Origin of the sequence: Streptomyces genisteinicus (assembly GCF_014489615.1) — a bacterium.
GTDB classification, from domain to species: Bacteria; Actinomycetota; Actinomycetes; order Streptomycetales; family Streptomycetaceae; genus Streptomyces; species Streptomyces genisteinicus.
On the sequence record NZ_CP060825.1, the window covers coordinates 1,396,585 to 1,415,266 of the forward strand.

General features: G+C 73.4%; 16 protein-coding genes. 5 read left to right on the forward strand and 11 right to left on the reverse strand.

Annotation, left to right across the window (positions count from 1 at the left end; translation table 11 throughout):
- Positions 1-23: 23 nt before the first annotated feature.
- The 5 genes from IAG43_RS06180 to IAG43_RS06200 form a co-directional block, all read right to left on the reverse strand.
- Positions 24-995 carry an ABC transporter substrate-binding protein gene (locus tag IAG43_RS06180; RefSeq protein ID WP_187744314.1) on the reverse strand — a complete coding sequence of 324 codons (972 nt, stop codon included), beginning with the start codon at positions 993-995 and terminating at the stop codon, positions 24-26.
- A gap of 149 nt (positions 996-1,144) precedes the next feature.
- Entirely contained in the window at positions 1,145-1,897 is a 753-nt protein-coding gene (locus IAG43_RS06185) for an amino acid ABC transporter ATP-binding protein (protein WP_187744315.1), read from the reverse strand.
- Between the two features lie 8 nt (positions 1,898-1,905).
- Entirely contained in the window at positions 1,906-2,835 is a 930-nt protein-coding gene (locus tag IAG43_RS06190) for an amino acid ABC transporter permease (RefSeq protein WP_187739750.1), read from the reverse strand.
- Between the two features lie 103 nt (positions 2,836-2,938).
- Positions 2,939-4,723 (reverse strand): FAD/NAD(P)-binding protein, encoded by a 1,785-nt coding sequence (locus tag IAG43_RS06195; RefSeq protein WP_187739751.1) that lies wholly within the window; start codon positions 4,721-4,723, stop codon positions 2,939-2,941.
- Positions 4,720-5,577 carry an amino acid ABC transporter permease gene (locus IAG43_RS06200; protein WP_187739752.1) on the reverse strand — a complete coding sequence of 286 codons (858 nt, stop codon included), beginning with the start codon at positions 5,575-5,577 and terminating at the stop codon, positions 4,720-4,722. Before IAG43_RS06200 ends, IAG43_RS06195 begins: the two co-directional genes overlap by 4 nt.
- A 726-nt stretch (positions 5,578-6,303) precedes the next feature.
- Between IAG43_RS06200 and IAG43_RS06205 the strand changes: the two genes are divergently transcribed.
- Together IAG43_RS06205 and IAG43_RS06210 are read left to right on the forward strand one after the other, a co-directional pair.
- Positions 6,304-6,801, forward strand: a complete 498-nt coding sequence (locus tag IAG43_RS06205; RefSeq protein WP_187739753.1) for a GNAT family N-acetyltransferase — start codon at positions 6,304-6,306, stop codon at positions 6,799-6,801.
- The gene (locus IAG43_RS06210; RefSeq protein ID WP_187739754.1) at positions 6,798-7,760 is read left to right on the forward strand and encodes an ABC transporter substrate-binding protein; all 963 of its coding nucleotides are present in this window, start codon (positions 6,798-6,800) and stop codon (positions 7,758-7,760) included. Before IAG43_RS06205 ends, IAG43_RS06210 begins: the two co-directional genes overlap by 4 nt.
- Positions 7,761-7,938: 178 nt before the next feature.
- Here IAG43_RS06210 and IAG43_RS06215 read toward each other — a convergent pair whose 3' ends face one another.
- Positions 7,939-9,105, reverse strand: coding sequence for a DUF5685 family protein (locus tag IAG43_RS06215; protein WP_187739755.1), 1,167 nt, complete (start codon positions 9,103-9,105; stop codon positions 7,939-7,941).
- A gap of 292 nt (positions 9,106-9,397) precedes the next feature.
- Between IAG43_RS06215 and IAG43_RS06220 the strand changes: the two genes are divergently transcribed.
- Positions 9,398-9,829 (forward strand): cell division protein SepF, encoded by a 432-nt coding sequence (locus IAG43_RS06220; protein ID WP_187739756.1) that lies wholly within the window; start codon positions 9,398-9,400, stop codon positions 9,827-9,829.
- A gap of 24 nt (positions 9,830-9,853) precedes the next feature.
- Here IAG43_RS06220 and IAG43_RS06225 read toward each other — a convergent pair whose 3' ends face one another.
- Together IAG43_RS06225 and IAG43_RS06230 are read right to left on the reverse strand one after the other, a co-directional pair.
- Positions 9,854-11,044: an acyl-CoA dehydrogenase family protein gene (locus tag IAG43_RS06225; RefSeq protein ID WP_187739757.1), complete on the reverse strand. Its 1,191-nt coding sequence runs from the start codon at positions 11,042-11,044 to the stop codon at positions 9,854-9,856.
- An 86-nt stretch (positions 11,045-11,130) separates the two neighbouring features.
- On the reverse strand, positions 11,131-12,954 hold the full coding sequence (locus IAG43_RS06230; RefSeq protein WP_246574086.1) for an MFS transporter: 1,824 nt from the start codon (positions 12,952-12,954) through the stop codon (positions 11,131-11,133).
- 435 nt (positions 12,955-13,389) lie between these two features.
- Here IAG43_RS06230 and IAG43_RS06235 point away from each other — a divergent pair, with 435 nt between their 5' ends.
- Positions 13,390-14,394, forward strand: coding sequence for a phosphatase PAP2 family protein (locus IAG43_RS06235; RefSeq protein WP_187739758.1), 1,005 nt, complete (start codon positions 13,390-13,392; stop codon positions 14,392-14,394).
- 80 nt (positions 14,395-14,474) lie between these two features.
- Here the strand turns inward: IAG43_RS06235 and IAG43_RS06240 are convergent, their stop codons facing one another.
- The 3 genes from IAG43_RS06240 to IAG43_RS06250 form a co-directional block, all read right to left on the reverse strand.
- Entirely contained in the window at positions 14,475-14,690 is a 216-nt protein-coding gene (locus IAG43_RS06240; protein ID WP_187739759.1) for an I78 family peptidase inhibitor, read from the reverse strand.
- 264 nt (positions 14,691-14,954) lie between these two features.
- A complete protein-coding gene (locus tag IAG43_RS06245; RefSeq protein ID WP_187739760.1) occupies positions 14,955-15,968 on the reverse strand; it encodes a helix-turn-helix transcriptional regulator in 1,014 nt (337 codons plus the stop codon).
- A 132-nt stretch (positions 15,969-16,100) separates the two neighbouring features.
- The gene (locus tag IAG43_RS06250; protein WP_187739761.1) at positions 16,101-17,384 is read right to left on the reverse strand and encodes a glycosyltransferase; all 1,284 of its coding nucleotides are present in this window, start codon (positions 17,382-17,384) and stop codon (positions 16,101-16,103) included.
- 413 nt (positions 17,385-17,797) lie between these two features.
- On the opposite strand from IAG43_RS06250, the gene IAG43_RS06255 reads away from it, so the two are divergent.
- Positions 17,798-18,577, forward strand: coding sequence for a hypothetical protein (locus IAG43_RS06255; protein WP_187739762.1), 780 nt, complete (start codon positions 17,798-17,800; stop codon positions 18,575-18,577).
- The last annotated feature ends 105 nt before the right edge of the window (positions 18,578-18,682 follow it).

Sequence of the window (18,682 nt, forward strand, 5' to 3'; positions counted from 1 at the left end):
GGCGACGGGGTCGGGTCTGCGGGTCAGTCCCGCGGCTTGGGCAGACCCGGCGGGTTGATCTCCGACTTCGGGACGGCCTCGCTCGCCAGACCCCAGCGGTCCAGCACCTTGGCGTAGGAGCCGTCCTGGATGACGTGGTCGATCGCGGCGGCGTACGCCTCGACCAGGCCGCTGTCCTTCTTCGTGGTGGCCGCGATCTTGCCCTGCACCTGGTCGCCGCCGCCGGAGAGCTTGCCGGCGATCTCGGTCTGGCCGGCGGAGGCGACGTGGTAGGCGGCGGACGGGTGGGGGCCGAGGTGGGCGTCGATCCGTCCGGACTGGAGGGCGAGGTAGTAGTCGGTGTCCTTCTGGAAGTACACGATGTCCACCGGATCGCGCCCGGCCTTCTCGTTCTGCTCGCTCCAGTCGACCAGGATCTTCTCCTGGTTGGTACCGGAGGAGACCGAGATCTTCTTGCCCGCGACGTCGGCGGGCCCCTTGATGGCGCCCGCGCCCTTCTTCGTCTCGAAGGCCAGGTCGTCGAGCCGGTAGGTGGCGAAGTCGTACTTCTCCTTGCGCTCCTCGGTCACGGTGACGTTGGAGAACACGGCGTCGAACTTGGAGCTGTCCAGCCCGACGAAGAGGTTCTCCCAGGAGACCGCCTCGAACTCCACCTTCAGGCCGAGGGTGTCGGCGACCAGGGTCGCCAGGTCGATCTCGGACCCGATACGGGTCTTGTCGTCGGTGGCGTAGAAGCCGAGCGGGGGCGAGGCGTCGGCGCTCGCGCCGATGCGCAGCGTGCCGCGCTCCCGGATCGCGGCGGGCAGCTTCGCCGCCGCGGCGTCGTTCTTCTTGCCGCGGATGCGGTCCTGGTCGGGGCCGATGTTGATGCCGGCGCCCTTGTGCCCGTCGGGCCGGACGGTGTTGTCGGCGGCGTCGCTCGTCCCGCAGGCGGTGAGGAGTGCGGAGGCGGCGAGAGTGGCGGCGGCGGCCAGAAGGGTGCGGCGGGACGGCACGGTGTGCTCCTTGCGACGAGTGGCGGTACGGGAGAGGGACGGGACGAACGGCCCGCGGGCGAACGGCGGGACGACCGGCCCGGGAACGGAGGCCGGGACGAACGGCCCGCGGACGACCGGCGGGACGAGCGGCCCGGGAGCGGTGGCGCTCACAGGACCTTGGAGAGGAAGGCACGGGTGCGCTCCTGGCGGGGGCTGTCGAGCACCTCGCCGGGCGGGCCCTGTTCGACGATCCGGCCGTCGTCCATGAAGACGACGGTGTCGGCGACCTCGCGGGCGAAGCCGATCTCATGGGTGACGACGATCATCGTGGTGCCCTGGGCCGCGAGGTCCTTGATGACGTCGAGGACCTCGCCCACGAGTTCCGGGTCGAGCGCCGAGGTCGGCTCGTCGAACAGCAGCAGCTTCGGTTCGAGGGCGAGGGCGCGGGCGATGGCCACCCGCTGCTGCTGGCCGCCCGAGAGCTGCTTGGGATAGGCGGCGGCCTTGTCGGCGAGCCCGACGCGCGCCAGCAGCTTCTCCGCGGCGGCGACCGCCTCCCTGCGGGGGCGGCCGAGGGCGGAGACGGGGGCCTCGACGATGTTGTCGAGGACCGTCAGGTGCGGGAAGAGGTTGAAGTTCTGGAAGACGAAGCCGATCCGGGTGCGCTGCTTGAGCACCTCCCGCTCGGGGAGTTCGTACAGCTTGTCCCCCGAGCGGCGGTAGCCGATCAGGGTTCCGTCGACGCTGACCCAGCCGCGGTCGACCTTCTCCAGGTGGTTGATGGTGCGCAGCAGCGTCGACTTCCCCGATCCGGACGGGCCGAGGACGACGGTGACCTCACCGGTGCGCACGTCGAGGTCGATGCCGCGCAGCACCTCCAGCGACCCGAAACTCTTGTGGACGGACCGGACTTCGACCATGGCGTCGCTCATCGCGCTGCTCCCTTGGCGTAGTGGCGTTCGACGTAGTGCTGGAGGACGGAGAGCGCGGTGGTCAGGAGGATGTACCAGACCGTGGCGACCATCAGCAGCGGCACGACCCGGCCGTTGCGTCCGTAGACGACCTGGACCTGGTAGAAGAGCTCACCGATCGCCATGACGGAGACGATCGAGGTGCCCTTGAAGAGCGAGATGATCTCGTTGGCGGCGTTCGGCAGGATGGAGCGCATCGCCTGAGGCAGCACGATGCGGCGGGCCTGCCGCAGCCGGGGGATGCCGAGCGCCGCGGCGGCCTCGGTCTGCCCGCTGTCGACGGAGAGCACTCCGGCGCGCACGATCTCGGCCGCGTAGGCCGCCTGGTGCAGCGCGAGCCCGAGGACGGCGGCGCTCATCGCGCCGACCAGGCCCATCGTGTCGAAGGAGACGAAGCCCGGCCCGAACGGGATGCCGAACTGGAGCTCCTTGTAGAGGTAGGCGAGGTTGAACCAGAACAGCAGCTGCACGATCAGCGGGATCGACCGGAACGCCCAGATGTAGGTGAAGGCGACACCGGAGAGGAAGCGGCTGCGGGAGAGCCGCATGAAGGCGAGCAGGATGCCGAGGGCGAAGCCGATGGCGGTGCCGTAGAAGGTGAGCTGGAGGGTGACCCAGACGGCCTTCACGACGGTCTCCGCGGTGAAGAACCGGGCGAAGACGTCCCATTCCCAGCCGGGGTTGGTGATCAGGCCATGGGCGAACTGGGCGACCACCACCGCCGTCGCGGCGACGGCGACCCACCGCCAGGGGTGGCGCAGGCGCACGATCCGCAGCTGCGGCACTTCGGGGGCGGGGGCTTCGGGGGCGGGCGCTTCGGCCGGGGCCGTGCCCGGAGGGTCCGGCGGCGGGGGCCCGGCGGTGGGCGGATCGGTGGCGAGGGACATGGCGGTTCCCGGGGTGCGGTGGGAGGGACGGGGGTCTGCGTGCGCGCGTCGCGCACGGTGCGGGCACGGCCCGCGGGGCGGCGCGGCTGCGGGAGGCCCGGTGTCAGGCGGGCCGGCGGGCCGCGTCGCCGGCGCCGGGACACTCCAGGTCCCGCAGGAGGGTGAGCGCGGCCCGCGCGGTCGCGTCGTTCTGCCGGAACGCCGGTCCGCCGGTGCGCGGCCGGGGGAACGCGCCCCCGCCGTGCGCGGTGGTGTGCGGGCCGAGCGCGAACCGGCGCGGATGCGCCCGTCCGGCGCGGTCGAGCACCCGCCCGTCGGCGGGGTCCACGGCGAGCAGCCCTCCTGCGCCGGACGCGGCGCCGTCCTCGTACAGGGACCGCATCAGCGGGCTGCGGGTGAGTTCCCTGGTCGCATCGGGCAGCCGGGCCTCGACCAGGGCGCGGGCCTCGATCCGTTCGCCGGGCAGGGTGGCTCCGGTGGCGGCGAACACCCCGCGCTCCTCGTCCGCGGTGACGGCGATGTCCGGACCGGCGAAGCGGACGACACCCGCCCGTGAGAGGGCCAGCAGCTGCCGCAGCCGGGGCCCGGGCGGGCCGGAGGCGAGGTAGCTGAAGAAGCCGTGCCAGCCGCCGTCGATGTCACCCCCCAGGGTGAGCAACTGGCCGTAGACGGAGAGCAGCCCGTGGAAGACGGCGAGGTCCTGGCTGTACCGCGGGTCGTGGCGGCGGTCGAGGTCCGCGGCGATGTGGGCGCGCAGCTCCTCCTGGAGCTCCTCGGCCGAGGTGTGGCGCACTCCGGCGAGCGGGCGGTCGAGCGCGGCGAGGTCGAGCCGGTCGGCGGGGTCGGGCACCGCGACGGCGGCGAGCGCGGCCAGTTCGGGGCTGCCCGGTGGCGCGGCGGCGTACGCCTTCTCGAAGTCGGGCCAGGGCGACGCGGTGCGCTCGGGGTGGGCGGTGAACAGCCGGTGGTAGTGGGCCCAGCCGAGCTCTTTGGCGACGAGTGGCCAGATGTCGCGCCGGAAGTCGGGGCGCGGGGCGCGGTCGCGCAGCTCGGCGATCTGCTGCGGTCCGAAGAAGCGGGGCAGCGGCGGGCGTTCGGCGGTGGTGTAGCCGATCTTGGAGCGGTACGGCACGCCCCGGCGCGAGCCGACCCAGAGCACCGGCTCGCGCCCGGACGGCAGGTACTCCCCGTCGTGGTGGCGGCCGCCCCGGCCCTCGGTGAGCAGCACCATGAGGTCGACGAAGGCGAGCCCGAACCCGCGGACGAGGACCGGTTCCCCGGCGGGCAGGGCGTCGAGGTCGGCGTCGGCGGTGAAGTCCGGCGGCAGGTGGAGGAGCCCGTGGCGGCGGGCGAAGGCGGCCAGGCGCCGCTGCTCGGCGTCCGGTCCGGCATCCAGGTGGCCGAGGGCGAGCACCACCGCGTCTGCCTCCAGGGGAAGGTCGCGGCCGGCCAGCCGTACGCGCTGCCGTCCGCCGGGGGTCCCCTCGACCCGCAGGGCGGTGGTGCGGTGCTCGTGCACGGTGACGGTCGGGGGCAGGGCGGCCCGGGCGCGCTCGTACACCCAGCGCAGATAGGCCGACTGCTCCCGCCGGGTGGGGAAGCGCTGCCCGTCGGTTCCGGACCACTCGGCGTACGTGGGGCCGGGTACGACGGGGCCGTCCTGGCGGACGGTGTCGTCGGTGAACATGGTGACGTCCTGGGCCATGGAGTTCATCCACAGCAGGGGCGACTGGTCGTGGCGCCATATCCGTCCGCCGCCGGGCGGGTGGGGGTCGACGAGGTGGATGTCGAGGGGCAGCCCGCCGTACAGCTCGGGCAGGCTGGCCGCGAGTCTCTCCAGGACGCCGGTCCCCCGCGGCCCGGCGCCGATGATCGCGAGGGAGGTCACCGGGCACCGACCGTGCCGCGTGCGTAGTGCTTCTCGACGTAGTGCTGTCCGACGGAGAGGACCGTGGTGACCGCGGCGTACCAGATGGTGGCGACCAGCAGCAGCGGCACCACCTGGTAGGTGCGGTGGTAGACGAGCTGCACGGAGTAGAGCAGGTCCTGCACGGCGATGACGCTGACGATCGAGGTGCCCTTGAGGGTGCCGATGAGCATGTTCCCCGCCGGGGGCACGATGGCGCGCATGGCCTGCGGCAGCACGATCCGCCGCAGCCGCCGGCCGCGCCCGAGGCCGAGCGACTGGGCGGCCTCGATCTGGCCCGGCTCGACGGAGAGGATGCCGCCGCGGACTACCTCCGCGGCGTAGGCGGCCTCGTGGAGGGTGAGCCCGATGACGGCGATGGTCACCGGACCGAGCAGGTCGACGGTGCGCACGCCGAAGATCTGCGGGTACAGGGCGCCGATGTTGAACCAGAACAGGAGCTGCACCAGCAGCGGGGTGGAGCGCAGCAGCCAGATGTAGCCGTGGCTGACATGGGCGAGCACCGGGTTGGCGGACAGCCGCATCACGGCGAGCAGGGTGCCGAGGGCGAAGCCGAGCACCATGACCACGGCGGTCAGCCAGAGGGTGAGCCCCAGGCCGCGCAGCACGGACGCGGAGGTGAAGTACTCGCCGACCACGGGCCACATGAAGGCGTCGTTGCGGACGACGGAGGCGGCGACGACCGCCAGCAGCAGCAGGACGACGGCGGCGGCCAGCCACTGGCCCGTCCTGCGCGCCGGCACGATGCGCGGCGGGGACGGGTCGTCGGTCCTGGCGGGAGGCGACACGGGGAGGGCGTCGGTGGGCACGGCCATGCGAAGGCTCCGTGGATGCAGAGATCGAACACGGGTGGTGCCTTCACGGGACACGTGCGACCGCGCCCCTCAGCAGCGGTCGTGAGCCCCGAGGTAAGCGGCCCGGCACCCGTTCTGTCAAGCCCGTCCGGACTGTGGGCGCCTGACCGCCCGGCAGTTGACGCGGGGACGGGAAGCCTGCTCCACTTGGGCCATGCATTCACAGCAGTGGCTGGTCACGCGCTCCCACATCGACTTCGGTCGCGTGTGGTCCTCTTCCTGTTGAGCCGTCCTCCGCTGTAGCGGCCCCGTCGCGTCCGCCGGCGCAGGCCGTCCTGCCGCAGTGCTTCCGGTGAACCCCGCGCCCCGCGCCGGGGTGTCCCGCCGCCGCCCCTGGGCGTGTTGCGATAGTCCCTCCTGGCCCGCGCCACCCGGCACGCACTCCCCCGGCCACCGCTGGGAGGTGCCCCCGTGCCGCGTTGCCGGAGTCGTCCGCGTACGCCCGGTACGAGGATGATCCTCCGCCTCGCGACCGCACGCACCGGATGCCGCAGGCCCCGCCCTCCGGGCGGACGGAGCTGCTTCCGCCACACGCCCCGAGGCGGCCACGCCTCCCGTCCGTCTTCCGACGCCCCGCGTGCCTTCACACTCCCGTACCTCCGCGGCTCCCCTCGCCGCACCTCTCGCGTACCTCCGTCCTGCCCGCCCGTCCGCCAGGACCGGGCGGACACCGAACCCGGGACACGCATGACCGTCTCCCCGAGCCCTGGCCCCGCGCTGTCCGTGCGGCGGACCACGGCCGACGATCCCCTGGCCGGCCCGCTGCTCGCGGAACTGGCCCACGAGTACCTGACCCGCTACGGGTCCGCCGAGGACCTCCAGCGGTACGCACCCGCGGAGTTCGCCCCGCCCGACGGCGCCTTCCTGCTGCTCCTGGAGCGCGGCCGGCCCGTCGCCGGGGGCGCGTACCGCCGCTTCGACGCGACGACCGCCGAGCTCAAGCGGATCTGGACGCACTCGGCGCACCGCCGCCGGGGGCTCGCCCGGCGGGTGCTGCGCGTGCTGGAGCTCGACGCCGCCGAACGCGGCTACGCACGGATCTTCCTGACCACCGGACCACGGCAGCCCGAGGCCAAGGGCCTCTACCTGGCCGCCGGTTACCGCCCCCTCTTCGATCTGTCCGCAGATCCGGAGTCGATCGGCCCGCTGCCGTTCGAAAAACACCTGGAGAACCACGTCTCATGAGCAGGACACGCCATTCGCTGACGTTCGCGCTGATCACCGCCACCGCGCTGACCCTCACCGCCTGCGGTTCGGGCGGGGGCGGGGACGGCGGCGCCGCGCAGCCGGCGCCGGCGGCCAAGGGCGCCGCACCCGCCGGGCAGGGGGAACTGCCCGTCACCGACGTGGTCTCCCAGGTGAAGAAGGACCGGGCGGCGGCGGATCTGCTGCCCGCGGACATCCGCGACCGGGGCACCCTCAAGATCGCGGCGGCCATCGGCAACCCGCCGAACGCCACCTATCTCAAGGACGGCAAAACCCTCGTCGGCCAGGACATCGACTTCGCCGACGCCGTCGCCAAGGTGCTCGGCCTGCGGCTGGAGCGCGAGGTCGCCGGCTTCGAGGCGATCCTGCCCTCCCTCGGCAGCGGCAAGTACGACGTCGGCACCGGCAACTTCGGTGTGACCGAGGAACGCCGGAAGACCATCGACTTCGTCACCTACATCAACGACGGTCAGGGCTTCGCGGCGCTGGAGAAGTCGTCGCCCGGCAAGGTGTCCGCCTTCGAGGACCTGTGCGGCCTGAAGGTCGCCACCGGCGCGGGCACCACCTTCGAGGCCGTGCTGGAGAAGAACAAGGGCGTCTGCGCGGCGGCCGGCGAGAAGCCGTACGAGGTGCAGACCTACGCGGAGCCCGGCGCCGTGTGGATCTCCCTCCACCAGGGGCGCAGCGACATCGTGATGAGCACCATCAACGGGCTGCGCTACGCGGTGACCCAGCAGCCGGGCACCACGTTCCTCAACGAGTTCAAGCGGCTCGACGTGGGCTTCGCCTTCAAGAAGGGCACCCCGCTGGCGCCCGCCTTCCAGGCCGCGGTGAACAAGCTCAAGGCGGACGGGACCTACGACCGCATCCTGGAGAAGTGGGGGACGAGCGAGTCGGCGATCGAGACCTCGCAGATCTCGCCGCCCGAGATCACGTGACCGGCCGGCCGGACGGCGCCGCGCCGCCGTCCGGTTCCGGCACGGACCGACGCCCCGTCAGGAGCATTCCCGGCGGGGCGTCGTGCCGTGCCTCTCGTGTGGGTGCGGCTCAGCAGTCCGTGTGTGTGCGGCTCAGCCGTCCGTCTGTGTGCGGCTCAGCAGCTCGCGTGTGAGCGGCTCAGCAGTCGCAGTTGCAGTCGCAGCCCTCGCAGCAGGAGCAGCCGTCCGAGCAGCAGGAGCAGCAGTCGCAGCAGCTGCCGCAGTCGCAGCTGCTGCACAGGCCTTCCTTGCGCTCCCCGCTCCACGGGTCCTCGTGGGTGCCGCAGCACATCTGGCAGGTGCAGGCGAGTCCCGCCCACACCAGGCAGCCCGCGATCAGCCCGCGCCGGTCGCGACGGGGCGGCTCGGGGGGCAGCGGGCCGCCGGGGCCGGGGCCGCCCGGGGCGTAGGGGTTGCCGGGAGCGTACGGGCCCGGCTGGTGCGAGCAGGTCGTGGTGGAGAAGGCCCGGTCCACGGAGGTGCGCAGCTCGTGGGCGAGGAGCACGTGGACCAGGCGGTCGTCGACGAAGTCGGCGTCGCGCAGCGCGAGCCGGATGCCGTGCACGGCGTCGTCGGCCAGCCTGCGGGCCTCGGTGAGCGGGGTGCCGGTCGCGGTGAGCGGGTTCCAGGCGCCGCAGGCGGCGTCGGCGGCCTGGTCCTCGACCGCGTCCAGCAGGTGCGCGAGGCGCCCGAAGAGCCGTCCGGCCTCGGCGAGCGGGGCGGTGTTCTCCGGGCGGTCCGCCAGCACGGCGGTATGGGCGAAGGCCGCGGCGGTGGCCGTCTCGGTGGGCTCGGTGACGGTGAGCAGCGGGGTGCCGGGTCCCGCCAGGGCCTCGATGCCGGTCTGCCGGTCGACGGCGTCGACGAGGACGGCGGTGTCGAATCCGAGCGCGGCGCCGGAACGGGCGCCGGCCCGGTCCCAGCCGGCCGCGACCCGGCGGGCGGCCGCGGCGACGGGGCGGCGGGCCAGCAGGCCGTCGCCGTCGGCGACATGGTCGCGCACCTTGGCGGAGGCGAGGACCAGCGACACGGCGGCGGCCAGCTTCGCCCCCTCGCCCCGGGCGACGGGGGCGGTGCGCATGGCGCGCAGCGGACAGGGTCCGGCGGTGCGGCGGGCCCGGGGCGTGCGTTCGGTCTGAGCCTCCGTCAGAACCGAGACGATCAGGCCGTCGTAGTTGGTCACGACGCGGGCGAACTGCCCGTGGTCCGCCCGCAGTGCCAGGCAGAGCCCGCACAGATGCGCCATCCACTCGGTCCTGAGCGCGTCACCGAGCCGGTGCGTACAGGGTCTGACTATTCCGAACACAGACGATCCCCCGGGAGTCGTTCAACTCATCGGGGGCATCGTATCGATGAGCCCGTTCACCCGGACGCCCCCGGCGTCACCCGTCTGGTCCGACTTTTATATTTTGATCCCCTCATGCCCCCTGCACAGGAAGAACCTTGACGAACCGCCACATCTTCTGCACCAGTACCGTCACGAATCTCCTGCGCGCCGACTATCCACTTGGCGCGCGATCCGCATTATGGACGACCATAGGGGTGCGGATACGACAGAGACCGCAGTGCGACCACTGCAGCAGCGGAAGGAGGCGTCCATGGGTTCGGTACGCAAGGCGAGCGCCTGGCTGGGACTCGTCGAGGACGACGGGCGTTACTACGACGACGAGTACGCCGAGGGTCAGGAGGCGGGTGACGCATGGGTCACCGACCCCCGGGTACGCGTGGCCTCCGAATCCGCGTCGCAGGAGGGACGCCGGATCGCGACCGTCTCCCCGGACGGGTTCCGGGACGCCCGCGGCATCGGCGAGCTGTTCCGTGACGGCGTCCCCGTCATCGTGAACCTGACCTCGATGGAGCCCGGTGACGCGAAGCGGGTGGTCGACTTCGCCGCGGGGCTCTGCTTCGGTCTGCGCGGATCGATCGAGCGGGTGGCCACGCGGGTGTTCCTGCTCACCCCCGCCGACACGCAGATCGTCAGCGGGGACCCCTCCGGCCGCGCGCAGGACGGCTTCTTCAACCAGAGCTGAGCAGGGCGCCCGCCGGCCCCCCGACTACCGGAAGGCGTCGAGGCCGGTGAGCGCCTTGCCCAGGACCAGCTGGTGCATCTCGACGGTGCCCTCGTAGGTGAGCACCGATTCGAGGTTGGTCGCGTGCCGCATCACCGGGTACTCCAGGGAGATCCCGTTCGCGCCGAGGATCGTGCGGGCGGTGCGGCAGATCTCGATCGCCTCGCGCACGTTGTTGAGCTTCCCGAAGCTGACCTGCTCCGGTCGCAGCCGTCCGGCGTCCATGCGCCGGCCGAGGTGGTGCGCGAGCAGGATGCCCTTGTGGAGTTCGACGGCCATGTCGGCGAGCTTGGCCTGGGTGAGCTGGAAGCCGCCGATCGGCCGGCCGAACTGCTCGCGGGTGCGCGCGTAGTCGAGCGCCGCCTCGAAACTCGCCCGCGCGGCCCCCATGGAACCCCACACGATGCCGTAGCGGGCGTGGCTCAGACAGCTGAGCGGCCCGCGGAGCCCGGTGACCTCCGGCAGCACCGCGTCGGCGGGCAGCCGTACGCCGTCCATCACCAGCTCGCTGGTCACGGATGCCCGCAGCGACCACTTGTGCCTGATCTCCGGTGCGGAGAAGCCGGGGCTGTCGGTGGGCACCACGAAACCGCGGATGCCGTCGTCGGTCTGCGCCCAGACCACGGCGACCCCGGCGACGGACCCGTTGGTGATCCACATCTTGCGGCCGGTGAGCACCCAGTCGGAGCCCTCGCGCTTGGCGTGGGTGCGCATGCCGGCGGGGTCGGAGCCGTGGTCCGGTTCGGTGAGGCCGAAGCAGCCGATGATCTCGCCGGCCGCCATGCCGGGCAGCCAGCGCTGCTTCTGCTCCTCCGAGCCGAAGCGGTGGATCGCGTACATGGCGAGGGAGCCCTGCACGGAGACGAGGGAGCGGATGCCCGAGTCGGCGGCCTCCAGTTCCAGGCAGGCGAGGCCGTACTGGACCGCGGACGCCCCGGCGCAGCCGTAGCCGTCGAGGGACATCCCGAGAGCGCCGATCGAGCCGAGTTCACGGGCCAGCTCGCGGATGCCCGGCAGCTCGCCGCGTTCGTACCAGTCGGCGATGCCGGGCAGGACGCGGTCGGCGGCCCAGCCGCGGACGGTGTCGCGCACGGCGAGCTCCTCGGCGTCGAGCAGGTCGTCGAGGCCCAGGGGGTCGGCGGGGTCGAAGGCGGGGGGCTTCGAGGGTGCGGACATGGCGTGACCTCCGGCGGCGCGCGCGGCGTGACTTCTGGCGACAGGCACAAAAACTAGCAACGCTAGTTACAGCCCGACGTTACGGCTCAGTGTGCCGTGCGTCCAGACCCGGCGGCTTCGGCGCGCTCGCGCTCCTCGGCACCCGGCGTCCGCCGGCCGGGCGGCGTACCGGCCGGCGCGGACTCCGGACCGGGAGCACCGGCGCCGGAACGCCGGGACCCGGGCACCGCGCCGGCCCCTCCGCGGTTCTCCGCGCCGCCGGAGTGCCGCGCGCCGGGGACCGCGCCCGCGGCGCCGCCGGACACCGGCGGGCGGGACTCGCACGCGGCGGGCTCACCGGCCGCCGGGGACACGGCCTCGTCCTGCGCCGCGCCGGCCGCCTCCATGCGCCGCGGCAGCCGCAGCGCGGCCACCGCGCCGAGCAGCAGCAGCCCCGCGCTGACGACCAGCGTGACGTGCAGACCGTGGACGAAGGCGTGCCGGGCGGTCGCGTGCAGCAGTTCGCCCGCCGCGCCGCCGATCCGCTCCGCCTCCTGGTACGCCTCGCCGAGCGAGTGGGACGCGGCCTCGCTCGCGGAGCGCGGCACCCCGGCGAGACCGGCGACCGAGGGCCCGTACGCGGCGTTCATCACGCTGCCGAGCAGGGCGATGCCCATGCCGGCGCCCAGCTGGTACGAGGTCTCGCCGATGGCGGCGGCGCCGCCGGCCTGCTCCGCCGGGGCCTCGCTGAGCATCGACTCGTAGGCCGCGAACAGGGTGGTCTGGAGACCGAAGCCGAGCAGCACGAAACCGGCCGTGAGCAGCAGGGGCCTGTCGTGCTGGCCCATCATGACGAGCAGCAGCACCGCGGCCGCGGTCAGCACGAACCCGCAGCCGACCATCCGGCGGGGCCCGACGCGGCTCAGGGTGTACGAGCCGGTGGCCCCCGCGGCCATCGCGGCGAAGGTCAGCGGCAGCAGGCGCAGGCCCGTCTCCAGCGGGCTGAGCCCGAGGATCAGCTGGAGGTACTGGACGGCGATCAGCTCCAGGCCGACCAGGGCCAGCATGGCGAGCACGATGCAGCCGACCGACGTGGTGAAGGCGGCACGCGAGAACATCCCCATGTCGATGAGGGGGTGCCTGCGCCGCCGCTGTCGCCGCACGAACAGCAGGAGCAGCAGACCTCCGGCCAGCAGCGGCCCGGTCGCCCCCGGGTCGAGCAGTCCGTCGCCCGCGCCCAGCCGCTTCACCCCGAGGACCAGGCCGAGCACCCCGCCGGCGGCCATGAGCGCGCCGAGCACGTCCCACGGCCCCTCGCTGTCGCCGCGCGACTCGGGCAGCAGCCACTTCCCCGCGGGCAGGATGAGCGCCATCAGCGGGATGTTGATCAGGAAGACCGAGCCCCACCAGAAGTGCTCCACCAGGAAGCCGCCGAGCACCGGCCCGGTCGCGGCGCCCACGGCGGCCACCGCGGTCCAGACGCCGATCGCGGTGGCCCGCTCGCGCCGGTCGGGGAAGACGTCGCGCAGGATCGACAGGGTCGCGGGCATGATCATCGCGCCGCCCGTGCCGAGCAGGACCCGTGCGGCGATGAGCACCTCGGGGGTCGGCGCGAACGCCGCGAACGCCGACGCGACGCCGAAGACGGCGTAGCCGAGGAGGAGCAGCCGCCTGCGCCCGACCCGGTCGCCGAGCGTGCCGAACATGATCAGCAGCGAGGCGCACACGAGCGGGTAGGCGTCGACGATCCACAGCAGCTCGACACCGCCGGGACGCAGGTCCTCGGTGACGGCGGGGACGGCGACGTGCAGCACGGTCGCGTCGAGGGCGACCAGCAGCAGGCTGACGCACAGGACGAAGAGGACGACCCAGCGGTTGGCGCCGCCGCCGACGGAGCGCAGGCGTGCCCCGGCGTTGGCCGTCACCGACATGTACGAACCTCCCGTAGAGTCCTCGCGCTCGGCGGACCGGCCCGCATCGGTGCTGCTCCGAGTCCCGCGGGGCCGCCCGGCATCGACGGGCGAGTGAGCCGTCAGCGTACGCGAGTTCCCGTCCGGTGCGCGTGGCCGATCTCTCACGACCTGCGGCGGCCCGGTGTGGCGTACGCCACTCGTCCGCGCCCCGTGTGTGGATCATGCGCGCCCCTGAACGCCACGGAAATTCCGCACGGAACGGCGGTGAACCATTCCCGGCCGGGGCGCGTAATCCTCCGACGGGAGACACAGGACAAATGAGGAGGCCCTTCCCGGTAATTTCCGCGCGGGCCCCGGAATTGAGTGGATCTGAGACAAACTCCACATCACATAGGCATCACGAAAGGAGTGGATCGACCTGACCGGACACTCACTCCCTGTAACGTCGATTGGGTGCGTACCGACATCTTTGCCCGGCTGGACCGGGAGCCGGAACCGCCGAAGATAGAGATCCCGCGGATGAGCCGCACACGTCTCGCCCTCTTCGGCGGGACGTCGGCGTTCTACGCGGCCATCGTCGTCGCCGTGCTGGCGTCGACGTGGCTCGTGGCCCTCGACTGGAAGCTGATGCTGTTCCGGCCCTACGAGCAGTGGCCCGAACAGCACGCCTTCCTCGACTACTTCGTGGTGCTCGGCCAGCGCGGCCCGACGGCCGTGATGGTGGCGGCATGGCTGGGCTGGCGCTCCTGGCGCCAGCACACCCTCAGGCCCCTCCTGGCGCTCGGCGCGGCCCTGCTGCTGCTGAACCTCACGGTGGGCGCGGTCAAGATCGGACTCGGCCGGCTCGGCCCCCACTACGCGACACAGATCGGCTCGGCCGAGATGTTCGCGGGCGGCGATATATTCCCTTCCGGTCACACCGCGAACGCCGTGGTCACCTGGGGCATCCTGGCCTACCTCGCCACCACGCCGAGGGCGCGGCGCTATCTGTCGGCCCTGTCCGCCGTGGTCTCGCTCGGGGTGGGGCTCACCACCGTGTACCTGGGCACGCACTGGCTGAGCGACGTGCTCCTCGGCTGGGCGGCGGGGCTGCTGATCCTGCTGGCGCTGCCGTGGTGCGAGCCGCTGATCGGGCGCGCCGAGGCCTGGATCCTCGACCTGCGGGACCGGTGGCGTTCCCGCCGGGCGCTCACGCCGTCGCGGCCCGTGGCCGCCGGCGGCCCGCGGCCCGGGCTCGTGCCGCAGCGGGACCCGGCGCCGCAGCCCGAGGGCGGCGCACCGCACGAGCCGGTCGCCGTGGCCGGGACCGCCGCGGCGCGGCCGTCCGGATCGGCGGCGACCACGCGGACGGCGACGCACTCGTCCCCGCGGGCGCACGCGATGCGGTCCGAGCGCTCGCCGGTCACCCCGACCGGCAGCAGGCGCCCGCCCCACTCCCGGCCGCCCGTCGGCGGCTGAGCGGACCGCGGTACGGCGAAGGGCCCCGGCACACCTGGTGTGCCGGGGCCCTTCGCCGTACCGCGCGGGTGGTGGTCCGGTCAGCCCTTCCAGCAGCGCAGGACGGTCCCGTCCTGCACCTCGAAGTTGAGCCGGCCCTCCATGTACTCCATGGTGATGATCGATCCGGGCGGCAGCGACCGCACCGGCGACCAGCCGCGCTCGCGGGCGATCCGCTCGGCCGGGCCGGCGTCGAGGCCGACGTAGGCGTCGGGCGTGTCGTCGGACGGTGAACGGGGCGTCGGTTGGGTTCCCATGCCCTCCACCGTAGGCGGCCGCACACGGTGACGGAAGCCGGACGGGTGAGCGCCGTCACCGGTCTCGCGTAGCGCACCGGTCACGCTTCTGTCACAGGATCCCGACGCCGGTTCTGCGGCCGTTCCACTCGAACTCGTTCACCCGAACGGGCACTTCCGGAGTCGGCCCGCTCTTATTCCCCGGAATCCGCCGCACATGCGCAATCCATTTCCCGGAATTACCGCGAACGGCCCGGCACGGCGAATTGACACCGTGCAGGGAATTCACGGCTCCCTCACAGGATCCCCATCATCGGCCGGGCGGGGCGCCTCGCCGCCGGAGGCCAGCGCACGGGAGAGCCGGTCGCGCATGGTCCTGATCCGGTCCGTCAGCTCCGGTGGCTCGACCACCTCGAAGTCGACGCCGAGCAGCATCACGTGGATCACCAGCACGTCCAGGTCGGGCGCGCCCGTACGCAGCACGCAGCGGGTGTCGTCCACCGCTTCGAGGACCCCGTCCGACGGGCCGATGACCTCCGCCGCCCGCTCGGCGGAGGTGTGCAGCGAGAGCACCGCACGCGCCGCGTACGCCTGGAGGGAGACGCCCCGGGAGACGTAGGCGGCGAGGTCGTCCGCCGGCGGGGTGCGGGGGGCGAACCGCGGTCCGTGCGGGGGCTTCGGGGTGATCCGGTCGGTACGGAAGGTGCGCCAGCCGGCCCGGTCCACGTCCCAGGCGACGAGGTACCAGCGGTGCTCGGTGCAGACCAGCCGGTGCGGCTCGGCCGTGCGCCGGGTCGCCGTCCCGTTGTGGTCCAGGTACTCGAAGCGCAGCAGCTCGCCGTCGCGGCAGGCGTGGGCCAGCTCGGTCAGCAGCGCCGGGTCGACCACCGGACCCCGGCGGCCCCGCAGCATGGGGACGGTGAAGGCGTTGAGCGCGCTCACCCGGCGGCGCAGCCGGTTCGGCAGCACCTGCTCCAGCTTGGCGAGCGCCCGTACGGACGTCTCGCCGATGCCCTCGATGCCCTGACCGGCCGCGGTGCGCAGCCCGACCGCCACCGCGACGGCCTCGTCGTCGTCGAGCAGCAGCGGCGGCAGCTCCGCCCCCGCTCCGAGCCGGTAGCCGCCGCCCGTGCCGGGACTGGCGTCGACCGGGTAACCGAGATCGCGCAGCCGGTCGACGTCCCGCCGCACCGTGCGCGGGGTGACACCGAGCCGGTCGGCGAGATCCGCGCCCGACCATTCGCGGTGGGCCTGCAACAGGGACAGCAGGCGCAGCAGACGTGCCGAGGTCTCCAACATGGCGCCGAGTCTGGCAGCCCTTGCGGACACCTCCGGTCCGCAAGGGCGCGCGGGGGTGGGCCGGGGGCCGGTCCGGCGGCGCCGGGCGGGGCGCGGTGCGGCCGACTGGGGGCGTGCTCGTGCGCCCGGCCGCTACCGGCCCCGCCGCCCGCGGGCCACCGCGGCGACGCGGTGCCGCAGGGCGTACACGCCGTCGTACACGGCACCCGCGCCGCGGTGGATCGTCTCGCGCGCCCCGCTCGCGGTCCGGTCGGCTGCCCCCGCGTCGAGGAGTTCGGTGAACAGGGCCTCGTGCCGCTCGGCGATCCTCGCCGGGTCGAACCGCGCGGAGGCGGCGAGCGCCGCCTTCCCCGCCCGGCGGCGCAGGCCGTCGTCCTGGATCAGCTCCAGCAGCGCGCCGGCGACGGCACCGGTGTCGCCGACCGGCACCAGCAGCCCGTCGACGCCGTCCTCGATGATCTCTCCGGGGCCGTGGGGGCAGTCGGTGGAGACGACGGGCAGGCCGCACCGCATGGCCTCCACGATGGTCATGCCGAACGACTCCTGCGAGGAGGTCACGGCCGCGACCGACCCCTTGACCCACTCCGCCTCCAGCGGGCTGGCCGGGCCCATCAGCAGCACATGGCCGTGCAGCCCCCGCTCGTCGACGAGCCGGCGCAGGGCCTCCTTCTCGTTCCCGGTCGCGTCGGCTCCGCCGTAGATGCGCAGCCGCCAGTCCGGCCGGACCTCGACGACCCGCGCGAACGCCTCGATGAGCACGTCGAACCGCTTGACCCGGGTCAGCCGGCCGGCGGCCACCACCCACTTCGCCGAGCCGTCGGCCGGCTCCACCGGCGGCTCGGGCACACTGCCCGGCACCGCCAGGATGCGCACACCGGGCAGGCTGAACGACTCCCGGTAGGCGCGGGCGTCGGCCTCCGTGACCGTGGTGACCGCGTCCAGTGCCGCGTAGCGGTAGCCGATCTCGCGGCGCAGCCTCAGGCTGTGGCCGCCGACGGTCAGGTGCTCCTGCCCCACGCGGACCACCCCGCGCGCCGTCTGCCGGGCGATGTGGACGTTGAGACCGGAGCGGGTGCCGACGACGACGTCGGAGCGCAGCGAGGCGAGGTGGTCCGCGATCCGCTCGTCGGTCAGGCGGCTGTACTGGCAGTGGCGCCCGTCGCCCCGCGGGAAGACCTTCGCGGGCCGTGCGGCGAGCGGGTCCGCGCCGTCGAAACCGGGACTGTTCTCGCGCAGGTCGACGAGGTGGCGGAGCGTCACCCCCCGGGGCGCTCCCATGCCCGGCCGGTCCCGGTGCCGGAACACCGAGACGATCTCCACCTCGTGGCGGCCCGCGAGCGCCTCGGCCAGATTGAACGTCGAACGGATGGTCCCGCCGAACCCGTAGGCGTTGTGCAGCAGAAACGACAGGCGCATGAGTCGCCGCATCCCCTGGTCGGCCGATGCTCCCCGTGGTCGCGAGGGAGCCCCGCGAGGACTGTACTGCCCGGTCAGCGCCCGAACGGGATCTGCCGGCACGACACGGCGTCCGCGCGTCGCGGCGGGGACACGGCGGGGCCGCGGCCCCGTGCGGCGTCCGCGGACCGCGCCACCACGGCCCCCGCCGGGAAGGCGCGGCACGCGGGCACGGGCACGGACACGGGCACGGGCACGGGCACGGGCAGGCGAGCACGCAGGACGCGGAACGCGCACCCCGCCGGCCGCGGGCCCGTGACCTGGAGCGCCGCAACGGGTGGCGTGCCGCGCGTGACTCAGGCAGCCCGTCACCCGTTGACCCTTCATGAGCCCGGGACAGGCCCGGCGCACATCTCAAGTCCGAGGAGCCACCCGTGCCGCGCATGCTCGACGTCAGCGAGGACGTACGCGCCGAGATCGGCGACGAAGAAGCCGACCGGCTGCTCGCCGGCCACAACGCACCGGGCAGCTACGACTGCACCTCCTGCCGCACCCCGGGCGACTCCGAGCAGGAGCGCACCAGCACGGTGCTGTTCGTCGGCGAGGAGACCGCGGTCCTCGCCTTCGCCCACGCCACCTGCATCCCCTCCCAGGTCGTCCAGGTCGCCGAGGACCAGCTCCAGGGCGCCGTCCGGTCCATCACCGGCGAGGAGCCCCCGGTCCCGGGGGCGGCACCCCAGCAGGCCGTGCTCGGGGTGACCAGCGGTCTCATCCTGATCAACGGCGAGCTGCACCCGGCGCTCGTCGTCGAGCCGACCGCCCCCATCGCCCGCCCGGGCACCACGGGGAACGGCGGCGACGACTTCCTGCCCCTCCTCATCGAGCAGGGCTTCCAGCCGGTGTCCGACGTGGAACTGGTCCCCCACCAACTCCCGGGCTGGTCGGTCCTCGTGGCGATGGGTCAGCTGCACGCCGTGCTCCAGCCGGGCACGAACGGCGGCAGCCCGGTCGCCTGGTGGCAGGCGCACCAGCCGCTCCAGGTCACGGACGGCTGGCGGACGGCGGCCAACCGGTCGCACACCGTCCTGGTGTTCGCCGCCCCCGTGGGGTCCATCGGGCAGCAGCCCCGCGAGGACCTGCTGCGCGACGCGCTGGAGAAGGCGGCGGCGAACGGCCGTCTGGTGGCCGCCGCCATGCCGCTCGCCGGCACCTGACCGGCTGCCGGAGCCGGACGCACCAGCTCCGTACGCCCTGCCGTCCGCACGCCCTGCGGTCACGTCCCCCGGTCCGCGGGCCGGGGGACGCGACACTTCCCCGCG

What these genes read in the sequence shown, in the direction of transcription:
- IAG43_RS06185 (WP_187744315.1), bottom strand. Translation starts at nt 1,897, where the DNA reads ATGGTCGAAGTCCGGTCCGTCCACAAGAGTTTCGGGTCGCTGGAGGTG.
- IAG43_RS06190 (WP_187739750.1), bottom strand. Translation starts at nt 2,835, where the DNA reads ATGTCCCTCGCCACCGATCCGCCCACCGCCGGGCCCCCGCCGCCGGAC.
- IAG43_RS06200 (WP_187739752.1), bottom strand. Translation starts at nt 5,577, where the DNA reads ATGGCCGTGCCCACCGACGCCCTCCCCGTGTCGCCTCCCGCCAGGACC.
- IAG43_RS06205 (WP_187739753.1), top strand. Translation starts at nt 6,304, where the DNA reads ATGACCGTCTCCCCGAGCCCTGGCCCCGCGCTGTCCGTGCGGCGGACC.
- IAG43_RS06210 (WP_187739754.1), top strand. Translation starts at nt 6,798, where the DNA reads ATGAGCAGGACACGCCATTCGCTGACGTTCGCGCTGATCACCGCCACC.
- IAG43_RS06220 (WP_187739756.1), top strand. Translation starts at nt 9,398, where the DNA reads ATGGGTTCGGTACGCAAGGCGAGCGCCTGGCTGGGACTCGTCGAGGAC.
- IAG43_RS06225 (WP_187739757.1), bottom strand. Translation starts at nt 11,044, where the DNA reads ATGTCCGCACCCTCGAAGCCCCCCGCCTTCGACCCCGCCGACCCCCTG.
- IAG43_RS06230 (WP_246574086.1), bottom strand. Translation starts at nt 12,954, where the DNA reads ATGTCGGTGACGGCCAACGCCGGGGCACGCCTGCGCTCCGTCGGCGGC.
- IAG43_RS06240 (WP_187739759.1), bottom strand. Translation starts at nt 14,690, where the DNA reads ATGGGAACCCAACCGACGCCCCGTTCACCGTCCGACGACACGCCCGAC.
- IAG43_RS06245 (WP_187739760.1), bottom strand. Translation starts at nt 15,968, where the DNA reads ATGTTGGAGACCTCGGCACGTCTGCTGCGCCTGCTGTCCCTGTTGCAG.
- IAG43_RS06250 (WP_187739761.1), bottom strand. Translation starts at nt 17,384, where the DNA reads ATGCGCCTGTCGTTTCTGCTGCACAACGCCTACGGGTTCGGCGGGACC.